This is a genomic window from Streptomyces pimonensis, assembly GCF_041380215.1.
GTDB classification, from domain to species: Bacteria; Actinomycetota; Actinomycetes; order Streptomycetales; family Streptomycetaceae; genus Streptomyces; species Streptomyces pimonensis.
This window is the reverse complement of sequence record NZ_JAHWZY010000046.1, coordinates 33,776-44,640: the sequence shown is the minus strand read 5'-3', so window position 1 is coordinate 44,640 and position 10,865 is coordinate 33,776. Positions and strand designations below refer to the sequence as shown.

Annotated in this window: 11 protein-coding genes and 1 pseudogene; 9 read left to right on the top strand and 3 right to left on the bottom strand. The window is 71.6% G+C overall.

All coding sequences use genetic code 11. The features are described from left to right. Window positions 1-12 precede the first annotated feature (12 nt). The 8 genes and pseudogenes from KYY02_RS29975 to KYY02_RS29940 all read left to right on the top strand — a co-directional run bounded on the left by KYY02_RS29975 (window position 13) and on the right by KYY02_RS29940 (window position 6,034). A complete protein-coding gene (locus KYY02_RS29975; protein ID WP_371243452.1) occupies window positions 13-675 on the top strand; it encodes an HAD family hydrolase in 663 nt (220 codons plus the stop codon). 154 nt (window positions 676-829) lie between these two features. Beyond that, window positions 830-1,078, top strand: a pseudogene (locus KYY02_RS29970) (MFS transporter); the annotation flags it as partial. Then, window positions 1,029-2,201 (top strand): acetoin utilization protein AcuC, encoded by a 1,173-nt coding sequence (locus tag KYY02_RS29965; RefSeq protein ID WP_371243448.1) that lies wholly within the window; start codon window positions 1,029-1,031, stop codon window positions 2,199-2,201. The pseudogene KYY02_RS29970 and the gene KYY02_RS29965, both read left to right, overlap by 50 nt. 100 nt (window positions 2,202-2,301) lie before the next feature. Then, on the top strand, window positions 2,302-3,117 hold the full coding sequence (locus KYY02_RS29960) for a phosphatase (protein ID WP_371243446.1): 816 nt from the start codon (window positions 2,302-2,304) through the stop codon (window positions 3,115-3,117). 129 nt (window positions 3,118-3,246) lie between these two features. Next, window positions 3,247-3,459, top strand: a complete 213-nt coding sequence (locus tag KYY02_RS29955) for a helix-turn-helix domain-containing protein (protein ID WP_371243444.1) — start codon at window positions 3,247-3,249, stop codon at window positions 3,457-3,459. A 154-nt stretch (window positions 3,460-3,613) separates the two neighbouring features. Beyond that, window positions 3,614-3,712, top strand: a complete 99-nt coding sequence (locus KYY02_RS29950; protein ID WP_003948845.1) for a 30S ribosomal protein bS22 — start codon at window positions 3,614-3,616, stop codon at window positions 3,710-3,712. Between the two features lie 169 nt (window positions 3,713-3,881). Further along, a complete protein-coding gene (locus KYY02_RS29945; RefSeq protein ID WP_371243442.1) occupies window positions 3,882-4,943 on the top strand; it encodes an NAD-dependent epimerase/dehydratase family protein in 1,062 nt (353 codons plus the stop codon). Between the two features lie 14 nt (window positions 4,944-4,957). After that, window positions 4,958-6,034 carry a lysophospholipid acyltransferase family protein gene (locus tag KYY02_RS29940; protein WP_371243440.1) on the top strand — a complete coding sequence of 359 codons (1,077 nt, stop codon included), beginning with the start codon at window positions 4,958-4,960 and terminating at the stop codon, window positions 6,032-6,034. A 322-nt stretch (window positions 6,035-6,356) separates the two neighbouring features. Here the strand turns inward: KYY02_RS29940 and KYY02_RS29935 are convergent, their stop codons facing one another. From KYY02_RS29935 to KYY02_RS29925, 3 genes are all read right to left on the bottom strand, one after another. Beyond that, complete coding sequence (locus KYY02_RS29935; RefSeq protein WP_371243438.1) at window positions 6,357-7,610, bottom strand: DUF5667 domain-containing protein; 1,254 nt, start codon at window positions 7,608-7,610, stop codon at window positions 6,357-6,359. Between the two features lie 251 nt (window positions 7,611-7,861). Continuing rightward, window positions 7,862-8,725 (bottom strand): ECF subfamily RNA polymerase sigma factor, BldN family, encoded by an 864-nt coding sequence (locus tag KYY02_RS29930; RefSeq protein WP_371243436.1) that lies wholly within the window; start codon window positions 8,723-8,725, stop codon window positions 7,862-7,864. A 724-nt stretch (window positions 8,726-9,449) separates the two neighbouring features. After that, complete coding sequence (locus KYY02_RS29925) at window positions 9,450-10,361, bottom strand: HAD family hydrolase (protein WP_371243434.1); 912 nt, start codon at window positions 10,359-10,361, stop codon at window positions 9,450-9,452. A gap of 101 nt (window positions 10,362-10,462) precedes the next feature. Here KYY02_RS29925 and KYY02_RS29920 point away from each other — a divergent pair, with 101 nt between their 5' ends. After that, entirely contained in the window at window positions 10,463-10,741 is a 279-nt protein-coding gene (locus KYY02_RS29920; RefSeq protein WP_371243432.1) for a glutaredoxin family protein, read from the top strand. The last annotated feature ends 124 nt before the right edge of the window (window positions 10,742-10,865 follow it).

Sequence of the window (10,865 nt, the reverse complement as noted above, 5' to 3'; positions counted from 1 at the left end):
AGGGTCGGAGGCATGCGCTACGACCTCGTCATTTTCGACAACGACGGCGTTCTCGTCGACAGCGAGCCGATCTCCAACCGGCTCCTGGCCGCTTATCTCACCGAACTCGGCCATCCGACCTCGTACGAGGAATCCATCCGTGACTACATGGGCTCCGCCATGCACCGCGTGCACGATCTCGTCGAGGAGCGGACGGGGCAGCGGTTGCCGGCGGACTTCGACGACGTGTTCCACGCCCGGGTCTTCGCCGCGTTCGAGCGGGAGCTGAAGCCTGTCGCCGGCGCCACGGGCGTACTCGAGGAACTGACCGCCGACGGGGTGCCGTACTGCGTGGCCTCGTCCGGGAGTCACGAGCGGATCCGGGTGGGGCACCGCACGACCGGGCTCGACCGGTGGTTCGACGACGAGCGGATCTTCAGCTCGCAGGATGTGGGGCGGGGGAAGCCGGCACCGGACCTGTTCCTGTACGCCGCCGAGCGGATGGGCGTGGCGCCCGAGCGGTGTGCGGTCGTCGAGGACAGCCCGCTGGGCGTCCGGGCGGCGGTCGCGGCCGGGATGGACGTGTACGGGTTCACCGCGATGACGCCCGCGGGGAAGCTCCCCGGGGCCACAGGACTCTTCGGGGACATGGGAGAGTTGGTCCCTCTGCTCGCACGAGCAGGAAGCCGGGGGTAATTCGTCTTTGACCCGGATCCACCCACCGGTACTCCCAGCCCTACGCTCGCCGCCACGACGGATGTGCTGCGGCGCGGCAGGGCCTGGCTGGCGTTCGGCTTCCTCGTGCAGGGCGTCGCCTTCACGCCCTGCACATGACGCGGACCCCGGCCGTCCGGGAGCTTCGGACGCTGCCGTGGCGCGGCTGAACGTCTTCGACCACGTGGGTTTCCCGGTCGGTTCGCCGTTGGCCGGGGCGCTCGGCGATGCCTGGAGCTACCGCGGGGCGATGCCTGTGCCGATGGTGCTGGTCCTCGTGACGCTCGTGTACGCCAGATCGTTCGCCGCGGAACCGGACCGATACGGTGGCGGGCATGAGCGGGCGCGTACAGCTGATGTGGGACGAGGCAGTGACGGGCTATGACTTCGGCCGGGACCATCCGATGGACCCGGTGCGGCTGGCGCTGACCCGGAGCCTGGTGGGCGCCCTCGGGCTCGACCGGGAGGTGGAGGTGGTCGCCGCGAAGGCGGCCGGGGAGTCGACGCTGCGGCTCGTCCACCGGGAGGACTACATCGGGGCGGTGCGGGCCGCGTCGGCCGATCCGGCGGCCGCGGACCAGTCGTACGGGCTGGGGACGATGGACGATCCCGCGTTCGCCGGGATGCACGAGGTGTCGGCGTTGATCGCGGGGCAGTCCGTGGGCGCGGCGGAGGCGGTGTGGCGCGGGGACGCGCCGCACGCGGTGAACTTCGCGGGCGGGCTGCACCACGCCATGCCGGGCGCGGCCTCCGGTTTCTGCGTGTACAACGACGCCGCGCTGGCGATCGCCCGGCTGTTGGAGCTGGGCGCGCAGCGGGTCGCGTACGTCGACGTCGACGTGCACCACGGGGACGGGGTGCAGGCGGCGTTCTGGGCGGACCCGCGGGTGCTGACGATCTCGCTGCACGAGCATCCGCGGACGCTGTTCCCGCAGACCGGGTGGCCGGAGGAGACGGGGGCGGACGGCGCGGAGGGCGGTGCGGTCAACGTGGCGCTGCCGGCCGGGACCGGGGACGCGGGGTGGCTGCGGGCGTTCCACTCCGTCGTACCCGAGCTGCTCGCGGACTTCCGGCCGCAGGTGCTGGTGACGCAGCACGGGGCCGACACGCACTTCGAGGATCCGCTGGCGCACCTGGCGGTGTCGCTGGACGCGCAGCGGGCGGTGCAGACGGCGTGCCACGAGCTGGCGCACGCGTACGCCGACGGGCGGTGGGTGGCGCTGGGCGGTGGCGGTTACGCGGTGGTGGAGGTGGTGCCGCGGTCCTGGACCCACCTGGTGGGGATCGCGGCCGAGCGGCCGGTGGAGCCCACGACGGTGATCCCCGAGGGCTGGCGGCAGGAGGTGTACGCCCGGACCCGGCAGCCGGCGCCGCGGCGGATGACGGACGGGCGGTGGCCGGTGTCCTGGACCGCGTGGGACGAGGGGTACGACCCGGCGGACCGCGTGGACCAGGCGATCCTGGCGGCGCGGCGCGCGGTGTTCCCGTTGCGGGGGCTGCTGCCCTGACGGCCGTACGGGAGGTCGTGCGGAGGGTCCGTTACGCCGACCGTGCGGTGTTCCCCCGTTCCCGGCCCGCAGCGCTCCCGTGTCCCGCACCATCGCTTCCGTGCTGACCACCGCCGAGCTCCGTGCGCACCTCCTCGCTGCCCGGCTCGCCGGGGTCGTGGGCACCACGCGGGAGGAGAGCCTGCGGAGCTACCGGCTGTTCGCCGCCCGGGATCCGCGTCTGCTGATCGGGTTGGAGCCCGAGCGGGTGTGGGGCGAGCGGGAACTGCTCGCCCTGATGGCGGACAGGTGCGGGGTTTCGGCCGATTCCGCGCGCATCTCCGGCCATGATGTGATTGATCCCGGGCGGACCCTGGCCGCGCTGGACGCCCTCGCGGGGCGGCTGGCGGTCGCTGCGGAGCGTGGCGGGCCGGTCCTGTTCGGCACCGGCCACCCGCACCGGCTGCTCGGCTTCTACGCCGTTCTGGCAGACGCCCTGTCGGCGGCGGGATGTGACGTCCTCACCCCGGCGCAGGGTCGCTGTGTCGACATAACGACCAGGTTCGGTCTACGCACGTACAACCTCGACTACGTCCGGGGAGTCGGGCTCGCCCGGAGCGCGACCGGGGAACGCCCCGGTCGTGAGCCCGGCGCGCACACGCACTCCCCCCTCCCGGTTCGGGCCGCGCTGGCCGCGGCGGCCGATGCCGGCGGGCCGCTTCCGGAGCTGGTGATCGGGGACCACGGCTGGGTCTGCGGAGCAGGTCAGCTGGGGTTCGAGGCCGTGGGACCGGCCGATGTGAACGACCCCGCGCCGTTCGTCGCAGAGGCCGAGGGAGCGGTGTCCCTCGTCGTTCCACTTGACGACGGCGCGCGGTCCGATCACTACCTGCCGCTGGCCCGCTACGTACTCAATCGAGCGTGTCTGTCACAGTAGTCCGCCGGCGGGTGCACCTCTTCCCCACTCGCATCACCCGCCCCTACATTGGGGAGTGAGCACGCAACGACGAAGAGTCACCGGAAGGGGAAGCCGGCGGCCGTCGAGTGCGGAAGGTTCAGGTGTGTCATGGCTGTAGCTGGCGAGAGGCCTCTGAACGAGGTTCAGTTCCTTACCGTGGCGGAAGTCGCCTCGGTGATGCGAGTGTCGAAGATGACCGTGTACCGGCTGGTGCACAGCGGTCATCTGCCCGCGATCCGGGTGGGGCGGTCCTTCCGCGTCCCGGAGCAAGCGGTTCACGAGTACCTCCGCGAGAGCTACGTGGGGGTGGACACCGTCTGACGGCGATCCGGAGAGGTCCGCACCGGGCACTCGCGGGCCTCCCCGGTCACCTCGATTACGGTCTCGGCGCTCGGGCGGGTAGGCTAGCCCCTCGTAGGTCGTGTGGGCCCATGGCGCCCAAACACCGAGTGATGAGAAGTGAGCGAGGGTAGTCGTGGGCTCTGTTATCAAGAAGCGGCGCAAGCGGATGGCCAAGAAGAAGCACCGCAAGCTGCTCAAGCGCACGCGCGTCCAGCGTCGCAACAAGAAGTAAGCGACAGCGCGAGAGCGTGTCCAGTGGCCCCCCACCGCATTCCGGTGGGGGGCCACTGCCGTTCGTACGTCCGGGGCTGTCGTCACTTCGAGCATCCGGCCGGCACCACAGAGCGACGGCGACCCGATAGGTTGGCCGTCGGGAGCAGGGCGAGAGGAAGGCGCTGATCTTGGGAAAGGTCGTGCTCGTGACCGGTGTGGCACGTCAGCTGGGGGGCCGTTTCGTCCGGCGGATCCTGCGGGATCCGGAGGTGGACCGGGTCGTCGGCGTGGACGCGGTCCCGCCCGAGCACCACCTGGGCGGCGCGGACTTCGTCCAGGCGGACATCCGCCAGCCCACCGTCGCGCGGGTGCTCGCCGAGTCGGGCGCCGACACGGTGGTCCACCTCGACGTGACGGGCACGCCGCTCGGCAGCGGTGGCCGGACCGCGTTGAAGGAGACCAACGTCATCGGCACCCTGCAGCTGCTGGGCGCCTGCCAGAAGTCCCCGAACATCAAGCGGCTGGTCGTGAAGTCCAGTACGAACGTCTACGGTTCCGCGTCCCGCGATCCGGCGGTCTTCACCGAGTCGACCCCGCCCAAGTCCCTGCCCAGCGGCGGCTTCGCGAAGGACACGGTCGAGGTCGAGGGGTATGTGCGCGGCTTCGCGCGCCGCCGTCCGGACGTCGCCGTGTGCGTGCTGCGGTTCGCCAACATCCTGGGCCCGGCCGGGGACAGCCCGCTCGCCTCGTACTTCTCGCTGCCGGTGCTGCCGACCGTGTTCGGCTACGATCCGCGGCTTCAGTTCGTGCACGAGGACGACGTCGTCGAGGTGCTGCGGATCGGCTCGCACGAACCGAGGCGAGGCACGCTCAACAGCGGCACCTTCAACATCGCCGGCGACGGCGTGCTGCTGCTCTCGCAGTGCTCGCGACGGCTGGGCCGGCCGACCGTGCCGCTGCTGCTTCCCGCGGTCACCTGGGCGGGCTCGCTGGTGCGTACGCTGGGAATGACGGATTTCTCGCCCGAGCAGATCCGGCTGCTCACGCACGGGCGGGTGGTGGCGACGAACCAGATGCGGGAGACGCTGGGCTTCACCCCGAAGTACTCGACTGCCGAAACGTTTGCGGACTTCGTGCGCAGTCGCGGCCCGGGGCTGCTTCCGCCGGAGACGCTCGCGAGGGCCGTCGACCGGATCGCCCAGCTGCCCCTGCCGGGCAGCGGTCACTCCCCGACGCAGAGCGCCAACTGAGGAGCGCAGCAACGATGGCGGACGCCAAGGTCATTCCGTTCGACGACGACCACCGCTCGCGCGGGGGCGCCGCGCAGCGCCCGTCGCGCCGCCGGGGCGCGGGGAGCCGGCGCCAGGGCGGCACGCAGCCCTCGGCGGTCGGGGATGTCCAGCCCCTGCCGGGCGTGGCGCCCGTGCGGGATGATGACCCGGTGACCGGTGCGGACGAGCAGCCCCAGGAACCGGCCGACGGCGGCGCGGACGACGGAGCCGGCGGCCTGGAGCGACGGGTCGCGAGCGGTCTGGCGTTCCTGCGTCGCCGGCTCACCGGGGACTACGACGTCGACGACTTCGGCTACGACGAGGAGCTCACCGACCAGGTCCTGATGTCCCTGCTGCGGCCGGTGTACGAGAAGTACTTCCGGGTCGAGGTGAAGGGCGTGGAGAACATCCCGTCGGAGGGCGGCGCGCTGATCGTCGCCAACCACTCCGGGACGGTGCCGGTGGACGGTCTGATGATGCAGGTCGCCGTCCACGACCACCATCCGGCCGGCCGTCATCTGCGGCTGCTCGCGGCGGACCTGGTGTTCGTGCTGCCCGTGGTCAACGAACTCGCCCGCAAGCTCGGGCACACCCTGGCCTGTGCGGAGGACGCCGAACGCCTGCTGGGGCAGGGTGAGCTGGTGGGGGTGATGCCGGAGGGGTTCAAGGGCATCGGGAAGCCGTTCGGCGAGCGGTACAAGCTGCAGCGGTTCGGGCGCGGCGGGTTCGTCTCGACGGCGCTGCGGCAGGGTGTCCCGATCGTTCCGTGCTCGATCGTCGGGGCGGAGGAGATCTACCCGATGATCGGCAACGCGAAGACGCTGGCACGGGTGCTGGGCTTTCCGTACTTCCCGCTGACGCCGACGTTTCCGTGGCTGGGGCCGCTGGGCGTCATTCCGCTGCCGACGAAGTGGACGATCCAGTTCGGCGAGCCGATCCCGACGGACGGTTATCCGCCGGAGGCGGCGGACGACCCGATGCTGATGTTCAACCTGACCGACCAGGTCAGGGAGCAGATCCAGCACACGCTGTACAAACTGCTGGTGCAGCGGCGGTCGGTGTTCTTCTGAGGTGGCCGTTGCGGCTGGGTGGAGGCAGGCCGGCGGACGGAGTCCGGCGCAGTTGCTCGAAGCCTGTGGAGCAGTGCGGGGACAGCCGACGGGAGGGGCCACGCTGCCGGTGCAGCGGCGGTCGGTGTTCTGGGCGGTGCCCTTTCCGGCCTCGGGGTGCGTGGCAGCGCTCGGTGCGGTGGGTCGTGTGGCGGATGCGAGCCGTTCGTGAGGGGGCGCGCGGTTCTCCGCGTCCCTGAAGCGGAAGCGCGCAGGTCTCCGCGTCCCTGAAGCGTGAAGGCCACCCCGCGCCCCTTGAGGGGGCGCGGGGTGGCCTCCGGTCCTACTCCGCGTCCTCGCCGTCGATGCCCAGGCCCGGGAGGAGGCCGGGCAGGAGGGGCGGGATGGTGACATCGGGGGCGGAGGGCGGGGTGAGGCCGCCCTCCGCCGGTGGCGGGGTGATGGCGGCGCCGCTCTTCTCGGGCGGGTCGAGCAGGTCGCCGGTGCTGCCGCCGAGCAGGCCGTCGCTCTCGCCGTCGGGGTCGGCGGAACCGGAGGGGCCGGCACTGCTGGAATCGCGTTCGCCGGAGGTGTCGTCGCCGGTGCCGGGGGACTGCGAGGGGGCCGTGCCGGACGACGGGGCGGCGGGTGTCGGCGCGGAGCCGTTCCGCTCCGCGCCGTCGCCCTCCTTGTCGGCCGGGGGCCGGGGGAGCAGCGGCCGCAGCGGCGCGACGTCTTCCTCTATGGCGTCGAACACCGACGAGACCTGCTGACTCACGTCCCCCAGCTGCACGGGCAGCCGGTCGCGCAGTGCGCCCCAGGTGTGACGGTGCGTCTGGGAGAAGGAGGAGAGGACCTGCATGGGGTCCAGGGAGTCCGGGTCGTGCTCGTACGCCTCGCGCAGCAGTCGGTGGCCCTCGGCGGCGTCGTGCCGCATGCCGGACAGGGCGCGGCGGATCTCGCCGAGGGACTCGTGGTCGAGGGAGCCGCCGCGGTCGCGTTCCATCAGCCGGCGGGCTTCGCCGAGGCGGGTGGAGGCGTGGTCGAGGTAGACCCGGCCACGCTCGTCGTTGCCGTCGGCGAGGCCGAGCTTGACGTCCTCGATGCCTCGCTTGACTCCGTAGAGGGAGTCACCGGGCAGGGCGTCGGAGCTGGCGACGGCCACTCCGCCGAGGGCGCCGGCGGCGACGCCGACGGTGAGCCCGCCCGCAGTGAGCCCTCTGGCCAGTCGCGACCGCGGTCGCAGCCTGCCCAGCGGGGTCGCCCGGTGGGCGCCACCGGCCCGGCGCGAGCGCTGTCCGGGTACGGCCCGATCCGTCGCCTCGCCCGCAGCGGTGCCCTCCTGGAGCATGGCCTCGAACGCGGCCACCAGCTGGGCCCGCTGGACGACCTTGACCTCGGGGTCCAGTTCCGGCTTGGGCAGCGCGCCGAGGCCGGAGGTCAGTGCGAGCAACCGTGCCCGCTCGCTCTCCACGGCGGCGGCCGGGGCCGGTGCCGATCCTTCGGACTGCTCGGCCGCCGTGCCCCGGTCGGACTGCTCCTCCAGGACCTGGGCGAAGGCGTTCGCCCGCCGGTGCGCCGATACGTTCGCGATCACAGGCGGCACCTCCTCTCGTCATCACGGTCGACTCCCCAGGGGGTCCTGAGGGGTCACCGCCTTGACCACGGCCACACGATCGGGTGATCGAAGTCGGTCAGAGGGTGACCACAGGGAGCCTGTATCCCGCACAACGAGTGGCGCGGCACCTGGGTTACGGAACCGGGATGACCGAATGAGGAAGCCAACCGAGTTTCACTTACCGTGAGTTGGTTCTTGCGGAACGTGTTCGGGCCGGCGGGCGCATGCGGTCAGCGGGTGTCGTCCGGGAGGAGCCGGGCGAGGGTGCGGACGGCCCGGTACTGGAGGGTCTTGATGGCGCCCTCGTTCTTGCCCATCACGCGGGCGGTCTCGGCGACGGACAGACCCTGGAGGAATCGGAGCGTGACGCACTCCTGCTGTTGGGGGTTGAGCCGTCGTACGGCATCGATGAGGGCGGCGTTGGACAGGGACTCGAGAACGGAGTCCTCGGGGGAGCGCTCGACCTCGTTGGCGTCGAGCATCTCCCCGGTGGTGACCTCGAGGCGGAAGCGGCTGGACTTGAAGTGGTCGGCGACGAGGTTGCGGGCGATGGTCACCAGCCAGGCGCCGAAGTCGCGGCCCTGCCAGGTGAAGGTGCCGATGCGGCGCAGTGCGCGCAGGAAGGTCTCGCTGGTGAGGTCCTCGGCGGTCGCCTTGCCGCCGACGCGGTAGTAGATGTAGCGGTAGACGGTGTCGCTGTACTGGTCGTACAGCCGCCCGAAGGCCTCGGCCTCGCCGGCCTGGGCGCGCTCGACGAGCTCCATCATCCGGGCGCTGTCGCTGTCGGCGGCGGGACGGCGGGTGGTGGGGGTGCCGCCGGCGGTCCTGGCGGAGGCCCCTCTGGCCGCGCCCTTGGCCGTGGTGGCGAGGGCCGTGGAGTGGCGCCCCCGTCCGCCGATCGCGGCACCGCCGTCGGCGAGGGCGTAGCACGGGCCGGCGGCGGGAACGTAGCACGGGCCGACGGCGGGGGCGGTGGCGAACGCGGGGACCGCGTGCGCGGTGGGGACGATGCCGCGCAGCAGATCTCGGGCTGTCGCGACTGTCGCGCGCAGCATAGCCAGGCCCGAGGCGTCAACCCCGACGTGTGGGTACACGGGACTCCCAGAGGCAGAGCTTCCATCACATGCAGTGCGGGACCGTTCACCCGTCGTAGCTACGGGCGGGTACCGGATTGCGTCTGAGGAGAATAACGCTTCGTGCAGGGCCTGCTACGCCGAGTTGCCAAAATCGCCGATTGCGTCTCTTCTGTTGCTGTTTGATGACTGTTCGGGTGTGGTTTGATGACCGGTTTTCGACCTGAGTCGTTCGTGTTTAGGGGTGGAGTGGGGCGGGTTGTGGCCGTGTGCAGCCAAGAGGACTGAACAAGGGGGTTGCGGGGTAAGGAAGTTGGATTGGCCGGGTTTGGGTGCGGGGCGGCGGAAGCGGTCCTCGGTGACCGGTTCGGCGGGGGGACGGAGGTTGACCGGGGGCTGTGCGTCATCGGGTGCGGTCCGGTGCGAGCCTGCGCGTCCGGCGCGTCACGGGGCGCCCCGTGACGGTGCGGGACGGGGTGCTCGCGCGGTCCGGCGCCTGCGGGGCGTCTTCCCTGCTCCCGGCTTCTCCCCGCCTCGGATCCGTTCGAGCGGGTCCCCCATGAGCGGGGTGTACCCCCTGCCGCCCGCTCTCCCTCCCTCCCTCCCTCGCCGCCCGGCCCCGCTCGAGCGGGGACCCCCGTCGCGCTCGGGGCACCTCCCAGGCCTTTGGGGCGCCGGAGGGGGCGGGACCGCCCGCGGAAACGGCGGCCCGCGGCTGTCCGCGGCCGGCGGATGCGGGCGGGGATCAGCGGCGTTTGCGGTGGAGGGCGATGGCGGCTGCCGTACCGCCGGCCACCGCGCCGACGCCCGCCGCCGCCGGGATGCCGACCTTGGCCGCCTTGCGGCCGGTGCGGTAGTCGCGCAGGCGCCAGTCCATGCGGCGGGCGTGCTTGCGGAGCTTGGAGTCCGGGTTGATCGCGTACGGATGGCCCACCAGCGACAGCATCGGGATGTCGTTGTGCGAGTCGCTGTACGCCGCGCAGCGGCTCAGGTCCAGCTCCTCCGCGAGCGCCAGCGCGCGTACCGCCTCCGCCTTCGCCGGGCCGTGCAGCGGCTCGCCCACCAGTTTGCCCGTGTACACGCCGTCGACCGACTCCGCGACCGTCCCCAGCGCCCCGGTCAGCCCCAGCCGGCGGGCGATCACCGTGGCGATCTCCACCGGCGCCGCCGTCACCAGCCACACCCGCTGCCCCGCGTCCAGGTGCGCCTGTGCCAGCGACCGGGTCCCCGGCCAGATCCGCTCGGCCATGTACTCGTCGTAGATCTCCTCGCCGATGGACTGCAGCTCGGAGACGCGGTGCCCCTGGACGATGGAGAGCGCCGAGTCGCGGGCCTCCTGCATGTGCTCGGGGTCCTCGACCCCGGCCAGCCGGAACCACGCCTGCTGCCAGGCGAACCGGGCGAGATCGCGGGTGTCGAAGAACTTCCGCTTGTGCAGGCCCCGCCCGAAGTGGAACAGGGCCGCGCCCTGCATCACGGTGTTGTCCAGGTCGAAGAACGCGGCGGCCCGTTCGTCGCCGACGACCGGGAACTCCGGTTCGCGTTCGGAAACTTCCTGGGTGGACTTGCGTGCTGCCTCCGCCGAGGCCTCGCCTGCCAACACGCTCCGCGCCGTGGCGGGGCGCCTACGGGGAGTGAGCCATCTTAGAGCGGCCATGGCGTGAGCATAGCCAGTCGGTGCGGATGTTCCGGGGCCGAGAGGTTCGAGCCTCGTGAACTCTTCGGGTCCGGGCGTCGGGGCGCGCGACAATGACCCGCATGAGCCCTCTCTTCCGCCGCAACAGGCCGGCCGCCCCGCGGGACCGGCTCGTCACCCTCGTTCGCAAGCCCGGCTGCCATCTGTGCGACGACGCGCAGGTGGTGGTGGAGAAGGTGTGCGGGGAGCTCGGCGTCCCGTGGGAGCACAAGGACATCACCGAGGACCGGGAGCTGTACGACCGGTACTGGGAGCAGATTCCCGTCGTCCTCGTCGACGGTGAGCAGCACACCTTCTGGCGCGTGAACGAGGACCGTCTCCGCAGGGCCCTCGCCGACTGACCGGCCAGTCCAAACTGGCCGAAAGTCGCTTAGGATCGATGGCGACTTGGTCTCGGGGGCGGGATTCACAGAGGAGAGTGTGCGGTTTTGCCCCCAGAAGAAAAGGAACGACGGTGCTCGTGCG

Excerpts from the sequence above, each read along its gene's own strand:
- KYY02_RS29920 (WP_371243432.1), top strand. The coding sequence starts at position 10,463 with ATGAGCCCTCTCTTCCGCCGCAACAGGCCGGCCGCCCCGCGGGACCGG.
- KYY02_RS29965 (WP_371243448.1), top strand. The coding sequence starts at position 1,029 with ATGAGCGGGCGCGTACAGCTGATGTGGGACGAGGCAGTGACGGGCTAT.
- KYY02_RS29975 (WP_371243452.1), top strand. The coding sequence starts at position 13 with ATGCGCTACGACCTCGTCATTTTCGACAACGACGGCGTTCTCGTCGAC.
- KYY02_RS29925 (WP_371243434.1), bottom strand. The coding sequence starts at position 10,361 with ATGGCCGCTCTAAGATGGCTCACTCCCCGTAGGCGCCCCGCCACGGCG.
- KYY02_RS29940 (WP_371243440.1), top strand. The coding sequence starts at position 4,958 with ATGGCGGACGCCAAGGTCATTCCGTTCGACGACGACCACCGCTCGCGC.
- KYY02_RS29955 (WP_371243444.1), top strand. The coding sequence starts at position 3,247 with ATGGCTGTAGCTGGCGAGAGGCCTCTGAACGAGGTTCAGTTCCTTACC.